Genomic DNA, 26,438 nt, shown 5'->3' on the forward strand with positions numbered 1-26,438 from the left:
CCTTTGTCATTGGCCGCAAGAACTGGTTGTTTGCCAATACTCCGCGGGGTGCACGGGCCAGCGCTATTACTTACAGCATCATAGAAACGGCAAAGGAGAATGGGTTGAATCCTTTCCAGTACCTCAGCTATCTTTTTGAAAAACTTCCCAACCTGAACCCTAAAGACAGTAACGCCCTGGATCAGTTACTCCCCTGGTCCGATTCGCTGCCCCCTGTCTGCAGGGCTAATAAATAAGCCAGATTATGTCCCCACCTGATTGCAAGGTGGGGTTTATTTTACGCTTACAGTTTCAGCCCGGGGATGACCGGGTTCCAGTGGTCCCCCAGATGCACGATTTCATCCACCGCTCCCGGGTTCTTGGGATCAACCACGTGGGGGGTTGTTACGGCTATAAAACATTCTGTGTAAGGGTACAAGCCCAGTAATGCATATGGTTTACGGGTTTTTCCCAAAGGAATCTTCCAATTCCGGCAACAGTGTTGCCAGGCCCTGTTCGGGGTCGGGAATGACGTTTATATTTTCAGACTTGAGAATTTCGTTCATTTCAAAGTAATCCACTCCCAGCATGTCTGCGCACTGCCGGATAGTCATCCGGCCCTCCCGGTAAGCCTGTACGGCCTCCTTTTTGTAGATTTCACGTAGCGCAAAGGAAACCAATTGTTGAAGGGCGGATGAACGGTCCAGGTACCTTTTGGAAGCATATGCGTCCAACCTTTTTAAGAGCACCGGATCAAACTCGGTGCTTATTCTTACTCTTTTTTCCATTGTCTCTTGGCCTCCAGGTAAAGTTTTGCTATTTTTTCGTCCAGTCGCCTGTGTTTTACCAAACCATCAAGGGCCGATTTGAAACTGTCATAGTTAAGATAATACAGAAGGAATTCCGGCGAGGTATGAACCTTCAGGCCGGCTCCAAGAGCCTTTTTACGCAACCTTATATCATCTGTCAACAGGACGGCCTTTCGCTGAAAAGCCAGGGATAAAACGCTATCATCCACCGGAGATACTCCTTTTGTTCCCAGGCGATTTGATACCGCCACGCTTTTGACCAGGGGTGGTTCGGGGAGAAAGACTTCACGGCTGATCAGAAACGCATCGGCGTAGCCCCGGTGTAAACCTGTTTCAACAACTTCCTGGTACACTTCCTCCGGGCAAAGGGCGGGCCCGGGCAGCAGCTTAATCAACTGGAGGGCGTTAATCCTGGACAGCGAGATTAAGAACGATGAGTCCACCACATATTCAGGCAATGCTTTCACCCGCTTATGATTGCGTGTTTGATATAGTCACACTGATGGGCGATGCCCCTTTCATCCAGCAGCACGATGCTGTCGCCCCCATACAAATCCTCCTTGTATTTGCGGGAGCCAGTACCCGGCCCCTTAAACATGCCAATTAACTCTGCCAGGGGGTCATCAGGGCCGCCACGGAATTCTTCGTTTTCTATAGGAAGGGTGATTCCTAATTTGCGGAATAACTCTTCCTTTTGCTTTGGGGTCAGTTTTTTGATTTCCTCAACCAAACGTTCAACTGCCATTTGATTTCACCTCGTTGTCCAGTATACCATATCCTGTAAATAAGAGCAACAATTATGCGGTGAGCTATCATGCCGGCCGCTTTTTAATTGTGAGGTGGCAGATCATGAAAGAAAAGACTCTCGTGATACTCGACTCCGTTATGAAACAGGGGTTCACACCAGTACTAATTGCCGTACTGAAGAAGCGGGAGCTGTCGATCGAAGCAAAGGGTTTGTACATGGTTCTCTTGATGTTTGCTTATGGCAGGGGAGCGACCGCCGGGAACTGGCTGAGGTGACGGGGTTTTCGGAGAGGAAGGTTGACCGGCCTTTACAGGAGCTCGAACAAAAAGGCTATCTCCCCGTTCTCGCCCATTTTGGGAGGGACAAAGAATGCGGGAAAAGACACTGATCACCCTGGACCCGACTTTGAAATAAGGGTTTCGCTTCCACACCCAACGCTATTCTGACGGCACGCGGGCTGAGCATGCAGGCGGAGTGTATTTACATGCTCCTTCTCATGTTCGCCTGGCAGGACGGCGAATGCTGGCCCGGCCAGGCGCGCGTCGCCGAAGCGGCCAACTGCAGCGTCAATACCGTTGAAAAGTACCTGAAGGAACTGCAGGACTACGGGCTGATTTCCTGGAAACGCCGGGGGCTGGGGTGGCCAAATGTATATGGTGGACAGCAGGTACCCTGGCTGTTTTACCGCCCGTTCGGCGGGTGACAAATATATTAAATTGCGGACTAGAAAAAGGGCGGCCTGGAAGGGCCACCCAGTTTGAGGCAGTCATAAAATCACTACATTTCTTCCGCAGATGTTACCTGCAATTCTATCCCTACTGCCCGTTTACCTCCTCAGCCAGTTCCAGGATCCTGGCCAGCACCTTTTGCCTGCGGGCTTCGATATCCTGGAAGTTCATGTTCGGGATATAGTAGGCTTCCATTTCGTCGTGGACCTTCTTGGCGCGGTGGATGAAATCCACCGCCTCTTCCATGCAGCGCCGGTACATCTCCCGGGCGGTATCCCTTTCGGCCTGCAAAACCGGGTCGGACACGGGCCTGACACAGGTCATGGTATCCACAACCACGTCGCCGTTTTGGGGTTTATAATAGTGGGGCTCTACGGAGTTAACCACCGCCAGGTTCAGCCCGGGGATGACCAGGTGTTCGATCCGGGACGGGTCCAGGGCACAGTGGTAGGCTTCTACGTCGAACCCGCGCATTAAAGCGGCATCCATAATCCGCCGGACCAGGGTGGTCTTGCCCGTACCGTCGTCGCCATTGATAATATAACGTTTCTTTAAGTGACCAACGATAGTGTCCAGATAGCTCACCGTCCCGTCGGGGGTGATGGCCGTAGCAAAAAGGTGGCGGGCTTTGGGGTTATCTGTCTGACGTGTTTGCCCCGCAAAGATTTCGTGGGTCAAATCAAGCGCGAGCTTATCAAAGGCACCCACATTAAAGGCGCCGGTTTCCCGGTAATGGTTGCGTACCTCTTCCAGAAAGAGGTGGGCGGCGGCCAGGTAGCTGTAGGCCCGTTTAAATAGCCGTCCTATTTCCTGGTTTAAAGCCAGGATTTCTCTTTTATGTGCCCGCAGGCCTTCTTCGTTCCAGTGGTCCCCCAGGTGAACAATTTCATCCACCGCTCCCGGGTTCTTGGGATCAACCACGTGGGGAGCGGTGCCGTCAAGCAATGCCACCTTGATGGCCGGAATAACTACCCCGTCCAGCGAGCCGTTGTCCGAAGAGCAGCAATGGAATTCCACGTTGTAACCCCGCTCCAGCATTTCCTCGCCAATCTTGCGCATAAAAGTTGACTTCCCGACACCGGGCCCCCCCTTAATAACAAAAATGCGGGTGGCGTCGGGTTCAATAATGTAGTCGTAAAACGAGTAAAATCCCCGGCAGGTGTTGCCTCCCGGGAAAACCTTTTTTAGCCTTCCCTTACTCAATATGCGTACCCCCCAGATTGGTTTTTGGGGAAATATATGCTTATTTGCAAGTTAAAATGACACGTTGCTATAATTTTGGGATTGAAAAACTGGCTTCACGGGGGTATGGCACCCTTAAAAGACGGCCTTGCCGGCTGTTTCCCGCCTCAATTTCAACATGTTATAATGTAATTCAGTGACGAAAAAGGTGGAGTGTGGTCCCGGTGTACAGGACCCGCATTGTTGTTGCCGAAAGCGACAGGGATTTTCGCGTCCGGCTTAAAGAGATCCTGCGCCATGCGGGATACATGGTGATTGGGGAAACGCAGGACGGCCGGTCCTTACTGCAGATAGTCTTTCAAACCACCCCGGAACTGGTGATTCTGGAATACCGCCTTCCAGGGAGTGAGGGTATAGATGTGGCCGGCATTATCGAAGAACATCATGTGGCTCCGGTGGTGCTCACGGCCGACTTGCACCAGCAAAATGTGGCCGAGCTGGTACGTTCCCCCGGGGTTTACGGGGTGCTCCCCAGGCCTTTGCAGGAGGAAATGGTGGTGCCGACCATTGAAATGGCCCTGGCTTCCTTTGAGCGGACCATGCGGCTGGAAAAGGAAATAAGAGGCCTGCGCAAAGCCCTGGAAGAGCGCAAGTTGACGGAGCGGGCCAAGGGTTTGCTTATGGAGAGAAAAGGAATGACGGAGCGGCAGGCCTATAAATACCTGCAAAAGCTAAGTATGAATCGCTGCGTACCTTTAGCCCGGGTGGCCCGGGAAGTTATTATGGCCCTGGAAAAGTAAGGGTATTTGCAAATTTTTGCGGCGGGACTAACTGTATACAGTATTTCTTATCAAGAACATCTTGATCTCCCGGGCAATCCTGTTATAATCATCCTTGTACGGTTTTTTTCAGGGCAATGGCGTCCTGGTTCAGGTCTGTAAGGTAAACACGGGCCTGAAGCAGGGCGTTTTTTGTTTTCTTGTCCCTGAGTTTTGGAAGGAGAGATCACCATGCCCACCCTGACCGCCGAAGACGTACTCCACAAAGCCCGGGAATACAATGTCAAGTTTATCCGGTTGCAGTTTACCGATGTCTTCGGTGTTTTGAAAAATATAGCCATCACTGTGGAGGAACTGCCCCGTGCGCTGGAAGGCCGGGTGATGTTTGACAGCTCGGTGATCGAGGGTTTCGTCCAAAACCGTGAGTCGGACATTTACCTGCTCCCCGACCCGGCCACTTTTGTGGTCTTTCCCTGGCGGCCCCGGGAAGGGGCTGTGGCCCGGTTGATCTGTGATGTACTGACCCCCCGGGGTGAACCTTACGGCGCCTGTTCCCGGGCGGCTTTAAAGCGGGTGCTGTCAAGGGCGAAAGAAATGGATCTGGAGTTCCAGGTAGGAGCGCAGATCGAATTTTTCCTTTTCCATACCGATGCCCAGGGCAAGCCGACCGTTACCACCCACGACCGGGCAGGATATTGTGACCTTACGCCGGTGGATCTGGGTGAAAATGCCCGGCGGGATATGGTGCTCACCCTCCAGGAAATGGGCCTAGATGTTTCTTCTTCCCACCATGAGATTGCGCCGGGGCAGCATGAAATCTTCCTTAAAGAAGATGACGCTTTAACTGTGGCCGACAGCATTGCCACCTTTAAATTTGTGGTGCGCACCATTGCCCAGCGGCACGGCCTGCACGCCTCCTTTATGCCCCGCCCCCTGGCCTGTTACAACGGCTCGGGAATGCATTTGCACCAGTTTCTGTGGCGGGACGGTGAAAATGCCTTTTACGATCCTGCGGGGGAGCACCAGCTAAGCGAGCTGGCCTACCGTTATATAGCGGGGTTGATTACCCATGCCGGGGCCTTAACGGCCATTACCAATCCGCTGGTCAACAGTTACAAGCGTCTTGTACCCACTGACCTGGCTCCGGTACTGGCCGCCTGGTCGGAGGAAAACCGCAGCACCATGATCCGTGTGCCAGCCCAGCGACAGGAAGGTACCCGGGTAGTTTTACGCAGCCCCGATCCTACCGCCAATCCCTATCTGGCCCTGGCTGCCTCCCTGGCAGCCGGATTGGACGGCATCGAACGCGGCCTGGTGCCCGGGGCACCCCTGTCGGAGAACCATGCGCCGGTAAGGGAGCTGGTTCGCCGCATTGGCCTGCCTCGCCACCTAGCGGACGCGTTGCGGGCTCTAGCCGGTGATGCAGTGATCCAGAACGCTCTGGGGAAGGAGATTACCGGTCGCTTCCTGGAAGCCAAAGAAGACGAGTGGGAGCGCTATCAGGCCCAGGTGCACCAGTGGGAGCTGGATGAGTATTTGACTAACTTCTAGTTCCGGGATTTTGCTACCAGGACACTTTGTGAAAGAAACAATCCGGGGTATTCCCGGTGGAAAAATAATAGATGAGAAGGGGGGGGATGGCTGGCGAAAATTGAAGGGCAAAAGACTGGCTCGATAGTGAAAAACGGCGGGTAAAAAATTCCGGCTTGGTGTTGACCACCAGGCCGGCACCAGAGAAGAGAACATTTTTGAAAGAACCATTACCTTAATTTTACCGTGTTTTTTAGGAGGATGGAACAATGAGTTTTAGTAAAGGTGTTAACGCCACTGCAGCTACTCTGACCCGGCTGCGCACCGGTGAGAGCTATTGTCCCTTTAGCGGGATGTGTGTAACTTGTCTGGACGGCTGCCCCGGCCTTTGTGAAATAGGTAAATCTTCCGTGCGGGGCAAGGAAGTGCTCTATCCCCAACCCTTTGGCAAAACTACCTCTGCTTCCCAGAAGGATTACCCGGTGGATTATTCCCACTTCAACATCCTCGGTACCGCCGTGGGTGCCCACGGTATTGAAGCCGATCCCGACAGGGCCATTTTCCCGGCAGTCAGCCTGGAAACCGCTGTGGGAGCCAACGCTGATTTAAAACTGAACCTGCCCATTGTAGTTGCTGCCATGGGGTCCACCAATGTAGCTGCCAATAACTGGGACCACTTGGCCGCCGGGGCAGCTGTATCCGGGGTGGGCATTGTTATCGGTGAAAACGTATGCGCCATGGACCCCAATGCGGAAATAAAGGATGGGCGCGTTGTCCATTCCCCCAACCTTGCCAGGCGGGTGAAGGACTTCCAGGAATGGTACAACGGTAAGGGATTTATTGCCGTACAGGCCAATGTGGAAGATACCAAACTGGGGGTCCAGGAGTACGCCATTGAAAAGCTGGGCGTGGAGGCTGTAGAGCTCAAGTGGGGGCAGGGGGCCAAGGACATCGGCGGCGAAGTTAAGCTGGACAGCCTGGAGCGGGCGCTGCAGCTAAAGAGCCGCGGGTACATTGTGCTGCCCGATCCCACGGATCCCAGGGTGCAGGCGGCCTACCGGGCCGGTGCTTTCAGTGAGTTTGAGCGCCATTCGCGCATCGGCATGGTGGAATACGAGTCCTTTATGGCCCGGGTGGAAGAACTGCGTAGGGTCGGGGCAAAGTATGTCTTCCTGAAGACCGGCGCCTACCGTCCGGCCGACCTGGCCCGGGCAGTAAAATATGCCTCTGATGCCAGGCTCGACCTGCTCACCGTTGATGGTGCCGGCGGCGGTACCGGTATGAGCCCCTGGCGGATGATGAATGAGTGGGGCGTGCCAACCGTCTACCTGCAGGCGCTGCTGGTCAAGTACCTGGATAGACTGGCGGCCAAGGGCGCCTATGTCCCGCCGGTGGCTATTGCCGGTGGTTTCACCCTGGAGGATCACATGTTCAAGGGACTGGCCATTGGTGCTCCCTACGTGAAAGCTATCGGCATGGCCCGCTCGCCCCTGACGGCGGCCATGGTGGGTAAGACTGTGGGCGAAGCCGTAAAATCCGGCAAGGTGCCCAATGAGTACAAGAAATACGGTGAGTCCCTTGAGCAGGTCTTCATTGCCGCCAGCGAGCTGAAGGAAAAACTGGGTGCCGAGGCCTTTGAAAAGCTGCCCGTGGGAGCCATCGGTGTCTACACCTACTTTGAACGGCTTGCCCAGGGCCTGCGGCAGTTCATGTGCGGCGCCCGCAAGTTTGCCCTGTCCTACATCACCCGGGACGATGTGACCGCCCTGACCAGGGAAGCTGCTGAAATTACCGGCATCAGGTACGTCATGGATGTGGATGCCGAAGAGGTAGAAGAAATTTTGGGTTAACACAAAAAAAACTGTTGCCAAGGGCCGGGGTACGGATTATAATAAAGGCATGCTAAAGAATTATTTTGTGGGTACAATGATGTGCCCGGCCATGAACAGGCAATGATGCCCTCGACAGGTCATAAGGCCTTGAAGAGGGCATTTTTCCTTCCCGGGAAGGTGGTAGTTTTTCCAGTAGTCCGGCAACGCCCGGCGGGTTGGTTACCTGGAACAATTTGGGAGGAAAATCTCCATGGCGGAACAGAGAATAGTGCTGGTAGATAGCGATGCCACCTGGAGAAAGTCCATTAAAGCCGTGCTCACCAAGCTGGGATACTGGGTCGTGGGTGAGGCATCGGATGGCCTTTCGGGCCTCAAGCTGGTGCGCAGCCGGCAGCCGGATCTGCTGATCATCGAGGCTGGGGTGCCGGGCATGGACGGGCTGGAAGTGGCACGCATTCTCCATGAGGATAAGTTGGCCCCAGTGATCGTGCTGGTTAACTCCATGAGTCCCGGCCTTTTAGATAAAGCCAAAGAGGCGCGGGTATCGGCCCTCCTGACCAAGCCGGTGGATGAAAGTACCCTGTTGTCCGCCGTGGAACTGGCCCTGGCCAACTACCAGGAAATCATCAAGCTGGAAAACCAGGTCCAGGAATTAAAGGAAGCCCTGGAAACCCGTAAATTAGTCGAAAAAGCTAAGGGAATCCTGATGGAGACACTGGGACTCACGGAAGCCGAGGCATTCCGGCGCATGCAAAAAAGCAGCATGGACAAACGCATTTCCATGCGTCAGGTTGCCGAAGCCATCATCCTGGCCCATAACTTAAAAAGTTAAGGTATAATGACGTACCGAAAAATGGGCAAAGGCGCCCTGTGGGGAATTAAGCATGAAACTATTCCCCTGGGGGCGCCTTTTCCATTTTGGAAAATTTCAAGAAGGTGGTTGTTTTATGGACGAAGCAATCAAAAAAGAAGTACTGGCCAAAGCGAGGGAAATGGGTGTAAAGTTCATCCGCCTGCAGTTTACCGACATTCTCGGTGTGCTCAAAAATATGGCCATCACCGTGGAACAGCTGGAAAAGGCCCTGGACGGGGAGCTGATGTTTGACGGCTCATCCATTCACGGATTTACCCGCATTGAAGAGTCCGATATGTACCTTCGTCCCGATCCCAAAACTTTTGCTGTATTCCCCTGGCGTCCCCGGGATGGTGCCGTGGCCCGGCTCATGTGCGATGTCTATAATCCCGACGGCACCCCTTATGCCGGTTGCCCCCGCAACACCTTAAAGAAGGTCCTAGCCCAGGCTGCGGAGATGGGCTTTACCATGAATGTGGGACCTGAGATGGAATTCTTCCTTTTCCAGGTGGATTCTGAGGGACGTCCCACCCTGCGCACCCACGATAAGGCCGGTTACTTCGACCTCAGCCCTGTGGATCTGGGGGAGAACGCCCGCCGGGCTATGGTGCTCACCCTGGAGGAGATGGGCTTTGAAATCGAGGCTTCCCACCACGAGGTGGCTCCCGGCCAGCATGAAATTGACTTTAAGTATTCTGATGCCCTGGATTGTGCCGATAAAATTGTGACCTTCAAATTTGTGGTGCGGACCATTGCCCAGCGGCACGGTTTACATGCCACGTTCATGCCCAAGCCTGTCTATGGCATTAACGGCAGCGGCATGCACACCAACCAGTCCCTCTTCCGGGGGAACGAAAATGCTTTCTATGACCCTTCCGCCCCCGACGGGTTGAGTGATATTGCCCGTTACTACATCGGCGGTCTAATGAAGCATGCCCGGGCCCTGGCCGCGGTGACCAACCCTACGGTAAACTCCTATAAACGTCTGGTGCCCGGTTATGAGGCCCCGGTTTATATTGCCTGGTCGGGGCGCAACCGCAGCCCGCTGATCCGCATCCCGGCCAAGCGGGGCATGTCCACCCGCATTGAGCTGCGCAACCCCGATCCGTCCTGCAACCCCTACCTGGCCCTGGCGGTCTGTCTGGCGGCCGGCCTGGATGGGATTAAAAACCGCATTGCGCCGCCGCCTCCCTGTGACCGCAACATTTACGAGATGACCGCTGCCGAGCGGCGGGAACTGGGCATCGAGAGCCTGCCCGCCAGCCTGGAGGAAGCCCTGCAGGAACTGGCCAGGGACGAAGTGATCAGGGGAGCTCTGGGCGAGGACATTTACACCAAGTTTGTCGAGGCCAAACAAAAGGAATGGGAAAACTACCGCGTCCAGGTTCACCCCTGGGAAATTGAAGAGTACCTAACCAAGTTTTAAAAAGTTTTGTTACCATCCTCCTAATAGCCCTGCCGGGGATACCCGGTAGGGCATTTTTTCCAGGGTAAAAAATTTGTCAAAAAGCCCTTTTCTTTTGAGGTATTTATGGTATATACTATAAACTAGCTTTAAAATAACGGTGCAACAACATAATTCGGGTACGATGTTGTATCCGGAAGGGGCAATGGGGCCCACATGCAGCAGGTGAAACCGCTATCCTGCAGGTGTGGCCTTTTTTTCGTAAATAGCCCCGGTTTTTTAGAAGGGAGAGGTTGAAGGCCCGTGGCTCAGTTGACTAACGATGATGTAAGGCATCTGGCCAAAGAACTGGGAGTGAAATTTATCCGCCTGCAGTTTACCGATATTTTCGGAGTATTGAAAAACGTATCCATTACCGTGGAACAGCTGGACAAGGCTTTAAACGGAGAGCTTATGTTTGACGGCTCTTCCATTGAAGGTTTCGTTCGTATCGAAGAATCGGACATGTACTTGCGCCCGGACCCGGCCACGTTTGTGGTCTTTCCCTGGCGCCCCCGGGACGGGGCGGTGGCCCGGTTGATATGTGATATTTTTAACGCCGACGGCACGCCTTTTATCGGCGACCCCCGTTATGTGCTCAAGCGTGTTATAGCCGAAGCCCGGGAAATGGGCTTTACGATGAACGTGGGGCCGGAGGCGGAATTTTTCCTCTTCCACGTAGACAGTGACGGCCGTCCCACCACCATCACCCACGACCGGGCTGGTTATTTTGACCTGACGCCCGTGGATTTGGGTGAAGATGCCCGGCGGGACATGGTCCTCACCCTGGAGCAGATGGGTTTTGAAATCGAGGCTTCCCACCATGAGGTGGCTCCCGGACAGCACGAAATTGATTTTAAATACGCCGATGCCCTGGATACCGCCGACAAGGTGGTCACCTTTAAGTTTGTGGTGCGCACCATCGCCCAAAGGCACGGGCTGCATGCCTCCTTCATGCCCAAGCCCATATTCGGCATTGCCGGTTCGGGCATGCACTTAAACCAGTCCCTTATGAAAAACGGGGAGAATGCCTTTTACGATCCCCAGGCACCCCTGCAGTTGAGTGATACGGCCCTGTATTACATCGGTGGCTTGATAAAGCACGCCCGGGCCATTGCCGCCATAACCAACCCGACGGTAAACTCGTACAAGCGTCTGGTTTCCGGTTACGAGGCACCGGTGTATATCGCCTGGTCCTCCCGCAATCGCAGCCCCCTCATCCGTATTCCGGCCAAGCGGGGCCAGTCAACCCGCATCGAGTTGCGCAGCCCGGACCCGTCCTGCAACCCGTACCTGGCCCTGGCAGTGTGCCTGGCGGCGGGGCTGGACGGTATTAAAAACCGCATTTTGCCTCCGCCGCCTTGTGACTGTAACATTTATGAAATGAGTGTCAGGGAACGGGAGGAGCGGGGCATCGGCTGCCTGCCCGAGAGTTTGAAGGAAGCCCTGGATGAGCTGGAGCGGGACGAGGTGATCAAGGAAGCTCTCGGCCCCCACGTATACAGCCGCTTTATGGAGGCCAAGCGCATCGAATGGGACCGCTATCGCGTGCAGGTGCATCCCTGGGAGATTGAAGAGTACCTGACCAAGTATTAACCTTGCTCGTTCCAGGCCGGAGCACCGGACGACGAGGAACGCTCGCTATCGAAGTGTACGACATTAATAAGACAAATGAAACCGGCACAACGGTGTGCCGGGGTAACGAGGGCAACGAGGCCCACGTGCAGGTCACCTTTCAAGGAGGAAAATTTCCATTTCCATCCCACAGGCCTGCCGTGGGCTTTTATTTTTTAGATTGCCGGAAGGAGAAGTGAACATGCCTCGAGTTGTGGTCAAGCCGGAAGTCTGTATTGGTTGCCACCTCTGTGAGGTCTGGTGCGTGGTGGCACATTCACGCAGTAAAAACATTCTTAAAGCATTTCTCTATGAAACGCCACGGCCGGTACCCCGGGTGGTGGTGGAAGAAAACCTGCCCTTTACCCTCCCCGTGCATTGCCGGCACTGTAGTGAACCGTCCTGCGTGGAGGCATGCATCAGCGGGGCATTGTACAGGGATCCCCTCACGGGCCGGGTGGAACACGACGCCGGCCGCTGTGTGGGCTGCTACAGCTGCGTTATGGCCTGTCCCTACGGGGCAGTGGTCATGGATGAAGTCAACCGTAAAATAGCCAGGTGCGATCTGTGTAAGGAAATGGGAGAACCGACCTGCGTGAAGCAGTGTCCCAACCGGGCTCTGGTTTACCAGGATTCGTTCACCAGTTAAGCAAGGGGGAAGCTTATGGAGAGGTTTGATTATCTGATCATTGGTAACTCCGTAGGTGCGGTGGGTTGCATTGAAACCCTGCGTTCATTCGATAAAGGCAGTTCCATAGCTGTTATCGGGGAAGAACCACACCATGTCTATTCCCGGGCACTGCTGCCCTATTACCTGGATAATGAAGTGCCCGTGGAGAAAATGCTCTACCGACCGGTGGATTTCTATGAGCGTCTGGGGGTTACCCCTGTGCTAGGCCGGCGGGCTGTGGGCCTGGATACGGCCGGACACGTAGTAAAACTGGATGACGGCCGGACCATCTCCTATGGAAAACTGCTGCTGGCCACTGGCGGGCGGCCTATTGTACCCCCCATACCGGGACTGGATACGGAAAAAGAGAACATCAGTAACTTTGTGGCGTTGCAGGACCTGCAACGGATCAGCCGCCTGCTTCCGCTGGCCCGGCGGGCGGTGGTGCTCGGTGGGGGGATCATCGGCCTTATGGCAGCCGAGGCGCTGCATAAGAAGGGTCTGGAAGTCAGCGTGGTGGAACTGGCCCCCCGCGTGCTAGCGCCGGTGGTGGATGAGTTTACCTCCCGGTTGATTGAGGAGGCCTTCCGCCGGTCCGCCGTGGCCATATATACCGGAACCACCTTTAAAGAAGTCCAGGGCGGGGAGCGGGCCACCGGAGTGGTGCTCACCGACGGTACTTCCCTCCCCTGCGACCTGCTGGTGGTGGCCGTGGGTGTGGTCCCCCGGGTGGACCTGGCCAGGGAAGCCGGATTGGCCGTGAACCGGGGTATTCTGGTGAATCAACAGATGGAAACATCCGCTGCCGGTGTTTATGCCTGTGGAGACTGTGCCGAAGTTTACGACTTCCTGATGGGTAACCGGCGCGTGCTCCCCCTGTGGCCCAATGCCTACGCTGGCGGCCGGGTGGCCGCGTACAACATGCTGGGTATGAAGCGGGAATATGACCGGGCCACCTCCATGAATGCCATGCACTTTTTCGACCTGAACATTATCACGGCCGGTCTTAACACGGCAGGTGAAAAGGATGGCTTTGAGGTTATCAGCCGTTTTGATGCCAGCTCCCGCAGCTACCGGAGGTTTGTGTTGAAGGACGACCGCATTCACGGGTTTACCCTGGTGACCGGGATTGCCCGGGCGGGTATCTTCCTTCACCTGATGCGCCGGGGTTGCCCTGTTACTTCCTTTAAAGAGAAGCTCCTGGAGGGGGAATTTGGTTACCTGACCATTCCGGAAGGCCTGAGACGGGAGTTACTGATCGATGAAGGAGTGATGAGCGAACATGCGGTCGCAAATCAGTGAACGTTACCTGCCTGAAAAAGATTCCCAGGCCTGCGGTTTGTTTGGAGTAATGAACACAACCGGGGAAAGGTTTGGCGGGGAAATGGCCATAAACGCCATGATCAACATGAAGGTGCGGGGTAACGGCCTGGGCGGCGGTTTTGCCATTTACGGGCTTTACCCGGAGTACAAGGATTACTACGCCCTGCACATCATGTTTGAGCGTCACCAACTGGGGGCCAAAGAAATAGTGGATGAGTTTCTGGCCGACCATTTCCACGTGGTCTATGATGAAGAAATCCCCACCAATAAAAAGGCAACGGTTCTGAATCCGCCGGTGGTGTGGCGTTATTTCGTATCTCCCCGTCAGTACATGGAAGAAGGAAATAACCTATCAGATGACGAGTTCGTGGTGGAAAAAGTGATGTACATCAACACCCGGATCGATGGTGCTTACGTCTTTTCTTCCGGGAAGGACATGGGCGTTTTTAAAGGGGTGGGTTTCCCCGAGGAGATTGCGGATTACTTCATGCTTGACCGGTTGTACAAAGGATACATCTGGACTGCCCACAGCCGTTTTCCCACCAATACGCCCGGATGGTGGGGCGGGGCACACCCTTTTTCCATCCTGGACTGGACGGTGGTGCATAACGGTGAGATCTCTTCCTACGGCACCAACCGGCGTTATCTGGAAATGTTTGGCTACTACTGTACCCTTTATACGGATACGGAAGTGATGGCCTATGCCGTGGACCTGCTCATGCGCCGGCAGGGCCTGCCCATAGAGGTGGTGTCCAGGATCTTCGCCGCCCCCATGTGGGACATCATTGAGCATATGGAACCGGAACGCCGGGAGCTTTATAAGACCCTGCGCATGGCCTACGCCCCTCTGTTGATGAACGGCCCCTTTACGGTTATCGTCGCCCATCATAACGAAATGTTCGGTCTGACCGACCGCATCAGGCTGCGGCCAATTACAGCTGCCGCGGCGGGGGATTTTGTCTTTCTTTCTTCCGAAGAGGCGTCCATCCGGGCCGTGGCTCCCCGTCTGGACCTGGCCTGGACGCCGCCGGGGGGCGAGCCGGTAGTGGCCCGGCTGCATACTAAAGACCATCTGGCCAGCCTGGCCCGTGCAGTGTAATAAGTTAATATGGTGCCAGGCACCTTATTAACTTATGTGCTGACCGGTATTTAACAAGATCACACATAATGAGGGTGAGATAACATGTTTTCCCATCTATTACCCGAGTTTCTGGTTGAACGCCGCAGTGACCGGTGTATAAAATGCCGGGTCTGTGAGCGGCAGTGCCCCAACGGGGTTCACCATTACGATACAGAACTGGACCTCATGTTCAGCGATGAAAGCCCATGTGTGGGGTGCCAGCGTTGTGTGGTATTCTGCCCCACCAATGCCCTTTCTGTATACCCGCACCCGACGACCTATCGCCCCAATGCCAGCTGGACCAGGGAGAAGCTGCAGGATTTAAAGAAACAGGCCGAGACCGGAGGGGTTATTCTGACCGGCAGCGGCAATGACAAGCCCTACCGGATTTACTGGGACCACCTGGTCCTGAATGCCTCCCAGGTAACCAACCCTTCCATTGACCCGCTGCGGGAGCCCATGGAACTGCGTACTTACCTGGGGCGCAAGCCGGATACCCTGGAAGTGGAAGTGTGTGGGGACAAAGTGTCCATTACATCCCGGCTTTCACCCAATGTGCCCGTGGAAACGCCCATTCTTTTCTCGGCCATGTCCTACGGTGCCATTAGCTACCAGGCTTTTGTGTCCCTGGCCATGGCCGCTAAAGAGTTCGGTACCCTCTTCAATACCGGTGAAGGCGGTCTGCCCCGGGAAATGCGGGAAAAGTTCGGCCAAAATGCCATCGTGCAGTGTGCCAGCGGGCGCTTTGGGGTGGACCCGGAGTATTTAAACTCGGCAGCCGTGGTGGAAATCAAGATCGGCCAGGGGGCCAAGCCGGGTATTGGCGGTCACCTGCCGGGAGAAAAGGTGGCGGCCAACATTGCCCTGACCCGGATGATCCCTGAGGGTACCGATGCCCTCTCCCCGGCGCCGCAGCATGACATTTATTCCATTGAAGACCTGTCCATGCTCATCTATGCCTTGAAAGAGGCCACCAACTACGAAAAGCCGGTTTCCGTCAAGATTGCGGCGGTGCACAACGTGGCGGCCATTGCCTCCGGCATAGTCAGGGCCGGAGCAGATATCGTGGCCATTGACGGCCTGCGGGGCGGTACCGGTGCCGCGCCCAAAGCCATCCGGGATAACGTGGGTATTCCCATCGAGCTGGCTTTAGCGGCAGTGGACCGGCGGCTGCGGGAAGAGGGCATCAGGCACAAGTGCTCCATCATCGCGGCCAGCGGTGTCCGCTGCAGTGCAGACGTGATCAAAGCCATTGCCCTGGGAGCGGACGCGGTGTACATCGGCTCGGCGGCACTGGTGGCCATGGGCTGCACCCTGTGCCAGAAATGCTATACCGGCAAATGTGCCTGGGGTATCTGCACCCAGGATCCCTACCTCACCCGCCGCCTGAACCCGGAAATCGCCAGCCAGCGGCTGGTCAACCTGCTGCGGGGCTGGAGCCATGAGATCAAGGAAATGCTGGGCGGCATGGGCATTAACGCCATTGAAAGCCTGCGGGGCAACCGGGAGCACCTGCGCGGGGTGGGCCTGGAGGGCTGGGAACTGGACGTGCTGGGAGTAAAAGGAGCGGGAGAGTGAGAGTATGGCGGTAAGTTGTGCCCGATATGGGCTGCGGGAAATGTTTTTAGGTGGTGTTAGATCCCTTGATGAACTGAGGAGCCGCCTTTCAATAGATGGACAGGGGGCAGAAATAGACGCCCGGGATCTTGTGCATAAGGAAATAAATGATCTGATTCGAGAAGCGGCCCTTTCCGGCGCTCGCAAGATCACTCTGCTAAACGTTTGCGGCCAGCGTTACATCGGGACGCGGCTCTTCCTCCCACATCAGGACGGCAAAATAGAAATTCATGTTTATTCCACCCCTGGCAACGATCTGGGAGCTTTCCTGGCCGGGCACCGTATCGTGGTCCACGGCAACGCCCAGGACGGGGTGGGTAACACCATGGATGACGGCGAGATCGTGGTTCACGGGCGGGCTGGGGATATCGTGGCCATGGCTATGCGCGGCGGCAAGATTTTTATCCGGGACAGCGTCGGTTACCGGGCGGCCATCCATATGAAGGAGTATACCGGTAAGGTGCCGGTACTGGTAATCGGCGGGACGGCCCAGGACTTCTTTGGCGAGTACATGGCCGGGGGTATTGTGATCCTGCTGGGTCTAAACCTCAAGCCCGGCGAGCGCCACCACGCCCACTACGTCGGCACGGGCATGCACGGCGGGGTAATTTACCTGCGGGGAGAGGTTGCCCCCCACCAGCTGGGCAAGGAAGTGGGCGTGCTGGAGCTCGATGAGAATGACCGCCAGGTTTTGCACCAGTATGTCGGCGAATTTGCCCGGCACTTTAACCTCAATGCGGAAAGCATCCTGGATGACCGTTTTGTCAAGCTGAAGCCGGTATCCAAAAGACCTTACGGCAGGATTTACGCCTATTAGACTAATTTTCGGTGACACAGGCAGCGCCTCTGAGGTTGTCGGGAGGCGCTGCTTTTTTTCAGCCACAAAGCACTGCAAAAATTCCCCGGTCTGGATTATAATCAAGTGCGGAAGGAAATGGGCTTGTCAGGTGTTATCCCTATGTATCGTCCTTACGTTAATCTGATATTCAACGGTACGGGTTTTATGTTAAAATAGACGTATTCCAGAAGAACGGAGGGATAGGCGTGAAACATACCTTGGCGGTGCTGGTGTTGAACAAGCCAGGGGTGCTGGCCCGGATTTCCGGCCTGTTAAGCAGGAGGGTATTCAATATAGAAAGCATTGCCGCCGGTTACACCGAGGAGCCGGACATTACCCGCATTACCATTGTAGTTAACGGAGACGACCGGGAACTGGACCAGGTGGTCAAACAGCTGTCCAAGCTGATTGATGTGATCAAGATCCAGGAACTGCACAGCAGTGACTCCATTGAGCGGGAGCTGGCTCTGATCAAGGTGAAGGCGGATGCAGCCCGCCGCTCCGACATTGTCGACATTGTCGAAATCTTCCGGGCGAACATTGTGGACGTCAACCGGGAAACAATGGTTGTTGAACTTACCGGTGACGAAGAAAAGATCAATGCCCTTTGCGCGGTGCTGGAGGATCACGGAATTGTGGAAATGGTGCGTACGGGCAAAATTGCCTTGTGCCGGGGCCCCGGAGCAACCAAGTATTATCAGGAACAGTAAATAATACCCCTTTTCAGCCAACTATTGACATAACACCTGCTCAGGTGTATATAATATGTTATACTGGTAGTTTTGCCGTCGGATTTAAGGAGGGTATGGCTGGTGGCTCAGGTGAAAAGAATTATGATTAGCCTTCCCGATAATCTCCTGGCCGAGGTGGATGGAATAGTGGCAGCCGAAAGGCTAAACAGGAGCGAACTGATCCGGGAGGCCATGCGCTTCTACATTGCCGAACGTAAGCGCCAACAACTGCGGGAGCAGATGAAAAAGGGATATCAGGAAATGGCCAAAATCAACCGGGAATTAGCCGCTGAACAGTGGCTGGGAACAGAAGCCTTACGACACTATGAAAAGGCGGAGGTAAAATAAACCGATGCAGGTCCGCCGTGGCGACATCTTCTACGCCGACCTCAGCCCGGTGGTGGGTTCGGAGCAGGGTGGTACCCGCCCCGTATTAATTCTTCAGAATGATATTGGCAACCAGTACAGCCCCACCACCATTGTGGCGGCCATTACTTCTCAAATTGCTAAGGCCAAGCTTCCCACCCATGTGGAAATGCCCGCAAGTCCGGGCGGACTGGAGAAGGATTCGGTCATCCTGCTGGAACAGATTCGCACCATTGACAAGAGCCGCCTGATGGAAAAAGTAACCTCCTTGAATCGCGAAACCATGCAAAAAGTAAACCACGCCGTGGAAATCAGCCTGGGATTGGTGGACATCTAGAGCGCCTGAAAAAGGTGCTTTTTCCTTTTTCAGCGGAGGTGCTTTATGCTGCCGGTAATCGGTATTACCTGCGCCTGGGATGAGGAAAAAAAGCAGTTTTTTTTAAGCCGGTTTTATACGGAGGCGGTGGAAGCTGCCGGTGGGTTCCCGTTGTTACTGCCGTACACTAAAAGGGAGTCCAGCTTGCATATATTTCCGGAGCTTTTAGACGGGTTAATTCTCTCCGGGGGCGGTGATGTGGATCCCGTCCATTTTGGGGAAGAGCCCTTGCCGGGTTGTGGCGAAATAAGTCCGGAGCGGGACAAATATGAGCTTGACCTGGCCCGCCGGGTGTTATCTCTGGGCCTGCCCGTCCTGGGCATTTGCCGGGGGGCACAGGTATTGAATATTGCCGCCGGCGGTGATATTTATCAGGACATTTTTACTCAGGTGTCGGGTTGTTTAAAGCACCAGCAGAAAGCTCCCCGCTGGAGCCCCACCCACGGAATAATAATTGAAGAAAACACCCGCCTGGCCAGGATATTTAATGCAGGGGTTATGCGGGTGAACAGCTTTCACCACCAGGCAGTACGGCGGCTTGCTCCGGGGTTTATTGTTTCTGCCCGGTCCGTGGATGGTATTATTGAAGCCGTAGAAAGCACCGGCCCGGGCTTTGCCCTGGGAGTGCAGTGGCATCCCGAAACCATGTGGGGGCGGGACGGGCGCTTTTTAGGTATTTTTGCGGCCCTGGTGGACGCTAGCCGAGAGTACAAAAGGCTAAAGGGGAGATGAGCAAATATGCTGGCCATAACCGGTGGAAAAGTGATTACCATGGCCGGGCAAATATATGAACCGGGCATGGTGCTTGTAGAGCGGGGCAAAATTGTCGCCGTAGGCCCTTTAAACGGGGTTCCGGCAGGGGTTGAGGTGGATGATGCCACCGGCTGTGTGGTAATGCCCGGGTTTATCGATGCCCACTGCCATGTGGGCGTGGCCGAGGAGATTTACCGGGAGGAGGGGGATGATACCAATGAATATACCGATCCGGTCACCCCTCATCTGCGGGCCATCGATGCCGTATACCCTGCAGATTTGGGCTTTGAAGATGCCCGGGCCGGGGGAGTGACCACTGTGGCCACCGGTCCCGGCAGCGCCAATATCATCGGGGGGGAGATGGTGGCCCTTAAAACCGCCGGCCAGGTGGTCGACCGGATGGTGCTCCGAGCTCCGGTGGGTTTAAAGGCAGCCCTTGGTGAAAATCCCAAGCGCACTTACGGACGCGAGAAGAAAATGCCCGCCACCCGCATGGCTTCAGCGGCCCTCTTAAGGGAGGCGCTGGCTAAAGCTCAGGATTACCAGCGCAAGCTGGAAGCGGCGGCGGCCGGGCGGGGTGAACGTCCCGACCGGGATCTAAAAATGGAGTCGCTGGTACGGGTGTTGCGACGGGAAATTCCATTAAGGGTGCATGCTCACCGGGCCGACGACATTATGACCGCCCTGCGTATTGCCCGGGAATTCAATCTTTTGCTTGTAGTGGAGCATTGCACTGAAGGCTACCTGGTGGCGCAGGAGCTGGCGGCCCATGGGGTGATGGCCGTGGTGGGGCCGGTGATTACCAACCGGGCCAAGGTAGAGCTAAAAGGTATTTCCCTGCAAACTCCCCGGGCCCTGGCCGAGGCTGGTGTCACTTTTGCAATCATGACCGATCACCCGGTGGTGCCCATTCAGTATCTGGCCCTTTCCGCTGCCCTGGCCGTCCGGGGCGGGCTGCCGGAGGAAAGGGCCTTGCGGGCTATTACCCTGGATGCGGCCAGGATACTGGGCCTGGAAAACCGGTTGGGTAGTCTGCAGCCGGGTAAGGATGCCGATATAGTCGTGCTAAACGGCCATCCCTTTGATCCCCGCACCCGGGTAATTAAAACCTACATCGAGGGGTGCCTGGTTTACAAAGATTTAAATATTTAACGCGGTAAATTGATGTTGCACTACCTGATCGAAAAAATAAGGACTACTAAAGTGTGATTATTGTAATCACTAATGAAGTGGGCATATCGTGGGGCTAAGAAAGTGCGACAATTATAAAAAATTTTTTATATTTAGAGTTGAATGAACTGAGAAAAATGTTTTTTAAAAAATTTTATATTAACATGGCAGGATCAAACGACTCTATGTCGAATATGTAAAATCAAGAAACGGAAAGATTAAACTTCAATGTAAATTAGTGTCATATTATGTCGGAGGTGTATTGCGTGAGAAAGGAGACTCTAGATATTTTAATAGTTGATGACCAACCTGGGGTACGTTACTTGCTGGAGATACTTGTCAAAGAATTTGGTCACCGGGTACATACTGCGGAAAACGGGTTAGTAGCCATTGAGAGGGTACGCCAGATTCACCCGGATGTTATTTTCATGGATGTAAGGATGCCTTTAATGGACGGCCTGGAGGCCCTGCGGCGCATTAGAAGGATCACCTCCGACACTATTGTTATCATCATGAGCGCCTATCTTTCCGAACAGACCATAGAGCAGGCACTGAAAAACGGAGCTTTTTGCTGCATGGCCAAACCCTTTGACATTGAAAAGGTCAAGGCGTTGATTCAGGATTTAACCTGGCATCGTAAACAGAAATATTTCTGGGACGAAAGTTATGTAATTTAAAATTTTAAGCAGGAAAAATTTTTTTATTGACGAACAATTATACAATATACAAGTGAAAAGGTTTATACCCATGGGGGTGCCCGGTACCGGTAAATCGCAGTGGGCTTTAAGCTAGCATGACGGGCCATAGTTTTCTTGTGTTCGTGGGAGGTGCCGGGCTGAGAAAAGCGTTTCTCGCTTTACCCTTTGAACCTGATCTGGATCATACCAGCGTAGGGAAATGGGTGACCGGCAGCGTACTATATACCCATCTCCTTATCAGGTGGATGGGTATTTTTTATGGGGGTGGTTCTGTGGGAGAACTTTACCGGGTTCTGGATGCCAATTTCAACCGCGCCCGGGAAGGGCTGCGGGTGGTGGAGGAAGTGGCCCGCTTTATCCTAGATGATGCCGGGATGACCATGCGCGTAAGGGATATACGGCACCGCCTGGGTATATTGCAGGAAAATTTTCCCGAACGGGGGGCGGTTCTGGTGCAGGCCCGGGATGTTCAGGGTGACGTGGCCGCCCCCGCTCCCCCGGCCTCGGAAGAGGAAAAGATCAACCTGGTACAACTGGTCATGGCCAACTTTAAGCGGGTGCAGGAAGCCACCCGGGTGCTGGAGGAATATGCTCGCCTTTTGCCTGTACCTGCTCCTTTTAAGGAAATCCGCTATACCGCTTATGTGGTGGAACAGGAAATGGTAAACCGCCTGGTGCAGATGGGTGCAAGTGAAGCCCCTTCTTGTAAAGCAGGGGTTCGCACAGTTGATTACAGCCTCTACGTGGTTACGGGTGATAAGTTTAGCCGGGGTCGGCCGGTGGTGGAAGTGGCCCGGGCGGCTATTGAGGGCGGGGCAACAGTTATACAGCTGCGGGAAAAAGATTTTACCGCCCGCCAGCTGATTGACGCCGGACACCAGTTGCGCCGCCTGACCCGGGAGAAGGGAGTAACCTTTATTGTCAACGACCGGGTGGATGTAGCCCTGGCTGTGGGAGCCGACGGTGTACACTTGGGCCAGGATGACCTGCCCATCGGCATGGCCCGGCGTATTCTCGGCCCCGGCAAAATTATTGGCATCTCCACCCATAGTGTGGAACAGGCCCTGGAGGCCCAGCGGCAGGGCGCCGACTATATCGGTATAGGTCCCGTCTTTGAAACCCAAACCAAGGATGACGTCCAAGCTCCGGTGGGTGTGGACCTGGTGCGGCAGGTGGCGTCAGTAGTAAGCATACCCAAAGTGGCCATCGGAGGCATCAAGGCACATAATGTCGAAGAAGTGATTGCCGCCGGGGCTGATGGAGCGGCAGTGATTACGGCAGTGGTGGCGGCAGAAGATGTATCCGGCGCTGCCCGCGAACTGCGTTCCCGGATCGATAAAATAAGGAGGTATTTGTCATGACCCAACTTTTAGCAGCCCGGGCAGGGGAAGTAACGGCGGCCATACGCCGGGTAGCTGAAAAAGAAAAGGTGCCGGTGGAGGAAATTTTAAAGAAAGTAGCCGCTGGTACGGTGGTTATTCCGGCTAATAAAAACCATCAGAACCTGGATCCCTGCGGTATTGGGGAGGGCTTGCGGACGAAGATTAACGCCAACCTGGGAACGTCCACCACCTTCGCAAGTATTGAGGACGAATTAACCAAACTGGAAACCGCCTTAAAGGCTGGAGCCGATGCGGTGATGGACCTGTCCACTGGAGGCGACCTGGACGGCTGCCGCCGGGCGGTTATTGCCAGAAGTTCTGTGCCGGTCGGTACCGTGCCCATTTATCAGGCGGTTGTGGAAGCCCGGGAAAAACGGGGCAGTATTGTGAAGATGATGGCCGACGACCTTTTTGCCGTCATTGAAAAGCAGGCTGCCGATGGGGTGGACTTCATTACCGTACACTGCGGGATCACCCTGGAGGCTATTGGGCGCCTGCAAAGGCAGGGGCGCGTTACCGATATTGTCAGCCGGGGCGGTTCTTTCCTGGCGGGGTGGATGCTGCACAACGAACGGGAAAACCCCCTGTACGAGCAGTTTGACCGCTTGCTGGAAATATGCCTGCGTTACGACGTCACCTTGAGCCTGGGGGACGGCCTGCGGCCGGGATGCCTGGCCGATGCCACCGACCGGGCCCAGATCCAGGAGTTAATTGTACTGGGCGAACTGGTGGACCGGGCACGGGCGGCGGGTGTACAGGCCATGGTGGAAGGGCCGGGGCATGTTCCCCTCGACCAGGTAGCCGCCAATGTGCAGGTGCAAAAGACGTTGTGCAACGGGGCCCCCTTTTACGTCCTGGGTCCCCTGGTTACGGACGTGGCCCCCGGTTACGATCATATTACCGCCGCCATTGGGGGAGCGGTGGCCGCCATGGCCGGAGCGGACTTCCTATGTTACGTAACCCCCTCCGAACACCTGGGGCTGCCGACCATAGATGATGTAAAAGAAGGTGTGGTTGCCTCTCGCATTGCCGCCCACGCAGCGGACCTAGTCAAGGGTGTGCCGGGAGCCCGGGAATGGGACCTGGCTATGGCCCGGGCCCGCAAGGCCCTGGACTGGGAGGCCCAGATTAATCTGGCCATTGACCCGGAAAAAGCCCGGGCATATCGTGAGAAGCGCAATCCCGCCGGGACTAAGGCCTGCACCATGTGCGGCGACTTCTGTGCCATGGAGATTGTGGCCAGGTACCTGGGTGCGGAAAGGGTGGAAGAGTGCTAAGGAATGCAATGTCGCTCGCTTCGTACAAAGCGGCGGCCATTTTCATCGTCAGTTGGTGGCGCTGAAAGCGTTATGGGTGTCTATATGGCATTAAGGGGGGAGGTAGCGCCTTGAAGCTCGGCGATCTGGGCGAGTTCGGCATCATAGACCGCTTGTCCCGGGATTTGATCAACCGGCCGGGTGAGGTGGTGCAGGGCATAGGGGATGACACAGCGGTTTTAAACCTGGAAGGCCCCTGGTGGCTGCTGTTCACCACCGACATGCTGGTGGAAGGGGTCCACTTTTCGCTGGATTATGCCACCCCCGCCCAGGTAGGCATCAAGACTGTGGCGGTTAATGTGAGCGATATTGCGGCCATGGGCGGCTGGCCCGCCCACGGCGTGGTTTCCCTGGGCCTGCCCACCCGCCTGTCTGTGGAGGAAGTAGAAGAACTGTACCAGGGTATCAGGCGGGCTGCCGGGGAATATGGTCTCAATATCGTGGGTGGAGACACGGTGATGAGCCCGGAGCGGCTGGTGATCAACCTGGCCCTGCTGGGGTTCGTGGAAAAAGGCCGGGCGGTCTACCGCAGCGGGGCCAGGGTGGGGGATTTGATCTACGTCACCGGCGGGCTGGGCAAATCCGCAGCCGGGCTGTACCTCTGCCGACACCCGGATTTAACTATTGACCCCGGGATGGCAGCTTTCCTTAAGCAGGCCCACCTGGAGCCCCGGGCGAGATTGCAGGCCGGGCGGATTTTATCCGGCGCCGGGGTTACGGCCATGGATGACGTCAGCGATGGCCTAGCCGCCGAACTGCGGGAAATCTGTCGGGCCAGCGGTGTGGGCTGCAGGGTGCGGGCGGAGGATATTCCCGTGGATTACCGGGTGAGAAGGGTGGCCGCCCTGGCCAATTACGATCCCCTGGATTGGGCCTTTTCCGGGGGGGAGGATTTTGAGCTGGTCTTTACCGTTCCACCGGATTTAGCCCGGGGTGTGGAGGAAAAACTTGCGGCGGCCGGCGAAGAATGCCGGTGCATTGGTGAGGTTATCCCGGCGGAAAAGGGAATGGTTTTTGAACTGGCCGGCGGCCGTTGCGTCCCCCTGGAGGCCCGCGGCTATGATCACTTTGCCCCTTAGGCTAACTTTTTTCGGTTAGCTAATCTTGTCTCCTCGAGAGCCGAGCTGCCCAGCACTCACTGAATAAGCCATACTGCGAAGGCCAAATTTTCTACTGCCTTTTGCTTTTGCCTTGGAATGAGCATTATTGCCGGTGAGTGCTGGGTTGCCGGGTGCTGTTACCGGCGCTCCGCAAAATCGTTCGCTCTGGACAACGCCGTGCCTTTGTAGTTAACGCGGTTTAACTGAATATTTGCGCTCACAAAGAGTTTTGCCCCGGCCCGCCCATAGGTTATAATACTGGCAGGCTTCTTTTTTGCATGGTAGAATACGAATCAGGTGGTCTCATGGCTTTGTTATGGCGAACCCGTTCTGCCGGGGAAACTGAAGAATTTGGCCGCCTTTTGGCTTCCGTCTTACTTCCCGGGGATGTCCTGTGCCTGCACGGTGATCTGGGTTCAGGGAAGACGGTGCTGGTCCGGGGCATCGCCCGTGGCCTGGGGATCACCGGGCCGGTGACCAGCCCCACTTTTACTTTAATTAACGTATACTCCGGCCGGTTGCCCCTTTACCATATGGATGTCTACCGTTTGGAAGGGCCGGAGGACATGGCCGACCTGGGCTATGAAGAATACTTCTATGGTGATGGAGTGACCCTGGTGGAGTGGGCGGAGCGGGTGGAAGAGGTTCTGCCTTCCGAGCGGCTGGATATTTACCTGAAGGTACCTCCCGCAGAACCTGAGTTGCGGGAAATTTCCTTAATCCCCCGGGGAAAGCGCTATGAAGAACTGGTAAAGGAGCTGAGCGCCCTTGTTCGTGCTGGGTATTGAAGCCGCCACTCCGGTGGCTGCAGTGGCCGTGGTACAGGGGGAAAGGGTGCTGGCCGAGCGGATGGTTAATAACCTGCGCACCCACTCGGTGAACCTCCTGCCCATGATCAAAGCGGTACTGGAAGACGCCCAGGTTACCCGTGAGGATCTGGGGGGCATCGCCGTTTCCTCGGGACCAGGTTCCTTTACCGGCCTGCGCATAGGCATGGCCACGGCCAAAACCCTGGCCCAGGTCTGGGGATTGCCCATTGTGGGCATCAGCACCCTGGATGCCCTGGCGTACCCTTTAACAGGTCAGAGGGGGTTAATCTGCCCTATTCTTAACGCCCGGAAAGACGAGGTCTATGCGGCGGTATATCGAACGGTCGAGGGGAAACTGGAACGCCTGGAAGGCCCCATGGCGGTTCGCCCTGAGGAACTTGTTCGACGCTTTGAACTCCTGGAGCTTCCTGTTACCCTGCTGGGCGACGGAGTTCCCATTTATGGCGAATTCTTTAAAAAACAACTGGGTAGCCGGGTTTTTCTGGCCCCGGGTAGCGCCCGCTGGCCCCGGGGTGCTCCGGTGGCCGAGCTGGGCTACTGGCGGCTGATAGCCGGGGAAGGTAGGGACCCCCTGGAGCTATTGCCCAATTACATCCGGTTATCCGAAGCTGAAGTGAAATGGCTTCAAAAACAAAAAGGGTAAGCCGGTG

General features: G+C 55.4%; 29 protein-coding genes and 1 riboswitch. Of the genes, 25 read left to right on the forward strand and 4 right to left on the reverse strand.

The features are described 5' to 3' along the window. The coding region (locus BUA65_RS12920) for a transposase domain-containing protein (protein ID WP_131821510.1) at positions 1–236 on the forward strand (236 nt) is incomplete at its 5' end. A 201-nt stretch (positions 237–437) separates the two neighbouring features. On the opposite strand, the gene BUA65_RS12925 is transcribed toward BUA65_RS12920, so the two are convergent. Genes BUA65_RS12925 through BUA65_RS12935 form a run of 3 tightly spaced genes read right to left on the reverse strand, consistent with a single transcriptional unit; the run spans position 438 to position 1,533 of the window. Further along, positions 438–767 carry a UPF0175 family protein gene (locus BUA65_RS12925; RefSeq protein ID WP_013821646.1) on the reverse strand — a complete coding sequence of 110 codons (330 nt, stop codon included), beginning with the start codon at positions 765–767 and terminating at the stop codon, positions 438–440. After that, complete coding sequence (locus BUA65_RS12930; protein WP_072870254.1) at positions 752–1,246, reverse strand: PIN domain-containing protein; 495 nt, start codon at positions 1,244–1,246, stop codon at positions 752–754. Before BUA65_RS12930 ends, BUA65_RS12925 begins: the two co-directional genes overlap by 16 nt. Before the next feature lie 5 nt (positions 1,247–1,251). Beyond that, complete coding sequence (locus BUA65_RS12935; RefSeq protein ID WP_013821648.1) at positions 1,252–1,533, reverse strand: hypothetical protein; 282 nt, start codon at positions 1,531–1,533, stop codon at positions 1,252–1,254. A 104-nt stretch (positions 1,534–1,637) separates the two neighbouring features. On the opposite strand from BUA65_RS12935, the gene BUA65_RS18335 reads away from it, so the two are divergent. Further along, positions 1,638–1,811, forward strand: coding sequence for a hypothetical protein (locus BUA65_RS18335; RefSeq protein ID WP_165613254.1), 174 nt, complete (start codon positions 1,638–1,640; stop codon positions 1,809–1,811). A 188-nt stretch (positions 1,812–1,999) separates the two neighbouring features. Next, positions 2,000–2,239 (forward strand): helix-turn-helix domain-containing protein, encoded by a 240-nt coding sequence (locus BUA65_RS12940; RefSeq protein ID WP_072870255.1) that lies wholly within the window; start codon positions 2,000–2,002, stop codon positions 2,237–2,239. 112 nt (positions 2,240–2,351) lie between these two features. On the opposite strand, the gene BUA65_RS12945 is transcribed toward BUA65_RS12940, so the two are convergent. Further along, complete coding sequence (locus BUA65_RS12945; RefSeq protein WP_072870257.1) at positions 2,352–3,467, reverse strand: PRK06851 family protein; 1,116 nt, start codon at positions 3,465–3,467, stop codon at positions 2,352–2,354. A 203-nt stretch (positions 3,468–3,670) separates the two neighbouring features. On the opposite strand from BUA65_RS12945, the gene BUA65_RS12950 reads away from it, so the two are divergent. The 22 genes from BUA65_RS12950 to tsaB all read left to right on the forward strand — a co-directional run bounded on the left by BUA65_RS12950 (position 3,671) and on the right by tsaB (position 26,431). After that, positions 3,671–4,246 (forward strand): ANTAR domain-containing response regulator, encoded by a 576-nt coding sequence (locus BUA65_RS12950; RefSeq protein ID WP_072870258.1) that lies wholly within the window; start codon positions 3,671–3,673, stop codon positions 4,244–4,246. 210 nt (positions 4,247–4,456) lie between these two features. After that, positions 4,457–5,776 (forward strand): type I glutamate--ammonia ligase, encoded by a 1,320-nt coding sequence (gene glnA, locus BUA65_RS12955; RefSeq protein ID WP_072870260.1) that lies wholly within the window; start codon positions 4,457–4,459, stop codon positions 5,774–5,776. A 248-nt stretch (positions 5,777–6,024) separates the two neighbouring features. After that, positions 6,025–7,605: an FMN-binding glutamate synthase family protein gene (locus tag BUA65_RS12960; protein WP_072870261.1), complete on the forward strand. Its 1,581-nt coding sequence runs from the start codon at positions 6,025–6,027 to the stop codon at positions 7,603–7,605. Positions 7,606–7,837: 232 nt separating this feature from the next. Next, entirely contained in the window at positions 7,838–8,419 is a 582-nt protein-coding gene (locus tag BUA65_RS12965; RefSeq protein WP_072870263.1) for an ANTAR domain-containing response regulator, read from the forward strand. Positions 8,420–8,534: 115 nt separating this feature from the next. After that, positions 8,535–9,866, forward strand: a complete 1,332-nt coding sequence (gene glnA, locus BUA65_RS12970; RefSeq protein WP_072870265.1) for a type I glutamate--ammonia ligase — start codon at positions 8,535–8,537, stop codon at positions 9,864–9,866. 282 nt (positions 9,867–10,148) lie between these two features. After that, positions 10,149–11,480 (forward strand): type I glutamate--ammonia ligase, encoded by a 1,332-nt coding sequence (glnA, locus tag BUA65_RS12980; RefSeq protein WP_072870268.1) that lies wholly within the window; start codon positions 10,149–10,151, stop codon positions 11,478–11,480. Between the two features lie 220 nt (positions 11,481–11,700). Then, positions 11,701–12,147: a 4Fe-4S dicluster domain-containing protein gene (locus BUA65_RS12985; RefSeq protein ID WP_072870270.1), complete on the forward strand. Its 447-nt coding sequence runs from the start codon at positions 11,701–11,703 to the stop codon at positions 12,145–12,147. A 15-nt stretch (positions 12,148–12,162) separates the two neighbouring features. Beyond that, a complete protein-coding gene (locus tag BUA65_RS12990) occupies positions 12,163–13,470 on the forward strand; it encodes an NAD(P)/FAD-dependent oxidoreductase (RefSeq protein ID WP_072870271.1) in 1,308 nt (435 codons plus the stop codon). Further along, the gene (locus tag BUA65_RS12995; protein ID WP_072870273.1) at positions 13,451–14,590 is read left to right on the forward strand and encodes a class II glutamine amidotransferase; all 1,140 of its coding nucleotides are present in this window, start codon (positions 13,451–13,453) and stop codon (positions 14,588–14,590) included. The genes BUA65_RS12990 and BUA65_RS12995 overlap by 20 nt, the downstream gene beginning before the upstream one ends. Before the next feature lie 84 nt (positions 14,591–14,674). After that, positions 14,675–16,189: a glutamate synthase-related protein gene (locus tag BUA65_RS13000; RefSeq protein ID WP_072870275.1), complete on the forward strand. Its 1,515-nt coding sequence runs from the start codon at positions 14,675–14,677 to the stop codon at positions 16,187–16,189. 4 nt (positions 16,190–16,193) lie between these two features. Next, complete coding sequence (locus tag BUA65_RS13005) at positions 16,194–17,045, forward strand: GltB/FmdC/FwdC-like GXGXG domain-containing protein (RefSeq protein WP_072870276.1); 852 nt, start codon at positions 16,194–16,196, stop codon at positions 17,043–17,045. Positions 17,046–17,272: 227 nt separating this feature from the next. Further along, positions 17,273–17,776: an acetolactate synthase small subunit gene (gene ilvN, locus BUA65_RS13010; protein WP_072870278.1), complete on the forward strand. Its 504-nt coding sequence runs from the start codon at positions 17,273–17,275 to the stop codon at positions 17,774–17,776. 102 nt (positions 17,777–17,878) lie between these two features. After that, the gene (locus BUA65_RS13015) at positions 17,879–18,145 is read left to right on the forward strand and encodes a CopG family ribbon-helix-helix protein (protein ID WP_207543903.1); all 267 of its coding nucleotides are present in this window, start codon (positions 17,879–17,881) and stop codon (positions 18,143–18,145) included. Positions 18,146–18,149: 4 nt separating this feature from the next. Further along, complete coding sequence (locus BUA65_RS13020) at positions 18,150–18,500, forward strand: type II toxin-antitoxin system PemK/MazF family toxin (RefSeq protein WP_072870280.1); 351 nt, start codon at positions 18,150–18,152, stop codon at positions 18,498–18,500. Between the two features lie 45 nt (positions 18,501–18,545). Further along, positions 18,546–19,271: a gamma-glutamyl-gamma-aminobutyrate hydrolase family protein gene (locus tag BUA65_RS13025; RefSeq protein ID WP_072870281.1), complete on the forward strand. Its 726-nt coding sequence runs from the start codon at positions 18,546–18,548 to the stop codon at positions 19,269–19,271. A gap of 6 nt (positions 19,272–19,277) precedes the next feature. Then, entirely contained in the window at positions 19,278–20,444 is a 1,167-nt protein-coding gene (locus tag BUA65_RS13030) for an amidohydrolase (RefSeq protein ID WP_072870283.1), read from the forward strand. Positions 20,445–20,728: 284 nt separating this feature from the next. Further along, positions 20,729–21,139 carry a response regulator gene (locus tag BUA65_RS13035; RefSeq protein ID WP_242656329.1) on the forward strand — a complete coding sequence of 137 codons (411 nt, stop codon included), beginning with the start codon at positions 20,729–20,731 and terminating at the stop codon, positions 21,137–21,139. Positions 21,140–21,201: 62 nt separating this feature from the next. After that, positions 21,202–21,376: riboswitch (TPP riboswitch) on the forward strand. 56 nt (positions 21,377–21,432) lie between these two features. Further along, positions 21,433–22,521: a thiamine phosphate synthase gene (locus BUA65_RS13040; RefSeq protein ID WP_165613256.1), complete on the forward strand. Its 1,089-nt coding sequence runs from the start codon at positions 21,433–21,435 to the stop codon at positions 22,519–22,521. Then, positions 22,518–23,819, forward strand: coding sequence for a phosphomethylpyrimidine synthase ThiC (gene thiC, locus BUA65_RS13045; RefSeq protein ID WP_072870288.1), 1,302 nt, complete (start codon positions 22,518–22,520; stop codon positions 23,817–23,819). Before BUA65_RS13040 ends, thiC begins: the two co-directional genes overlap by 4 nt. Positions 23,820–23,929: 110 nt before the next feature. Next, a complete protein-coding gene (gene thiL, locus BUA65_RS13050; protein ID WP_072870290.1) occupies positions 23,930–24,937 on the forward strand; it encodes a thiamine-phosphate kinase in 1,008 nt (335 codons plus the stop codon). A 326-nt stretch (positions 24,938–25,263) separates the two neighbouring features. Then, positions 25,264–25,746 carry a tRNA (adenosine(37)-N6)-threonylcarbamoyltransferase complex ATPase subunit type 1 TsaE gene (tsaE, locus tag BUA65_RS13055; RefSeq protein ID WP_072870292.1) on the forward strand — a complete coding sequence of 161 codons (483 nt, stop codon included), beginning with the start codon at positions 25,264–25,266 and terminating at the stop codon, positions 25,744–25,746. After that, positions 25,727–26,431, forward strand: a complete 705-nt coding sequence (gene tsaB / locus BUA65_RS13060; RefSeq protein ID WP_072870293.1) for a tRNA (adenosine(37)-N6)-threonylcarbamoyltransferase complex dimerization subunit type 1 TsaB — start codon at positions 25,727–25,729, stop codon at positions 26,429–26,431. The genes tsaE and tsaB overlap by 20 nt, the downstream gene beginning before the upstream one ends. Positions 26,432–26,438 lie beyond the last annotated feature (7 nt).

Origin of the sequence: Desulfofundulus thermosubterraneus DSM 16057, assembly GCF_900142025.1 — a bacterium.
GTDB lineage: Bacteria > Bacillota > Desulfotomaculia > Desulfotomaculales > Desulfovirgulaceae > Desulfofundulus > Desulfofundulus thermosubterraneus.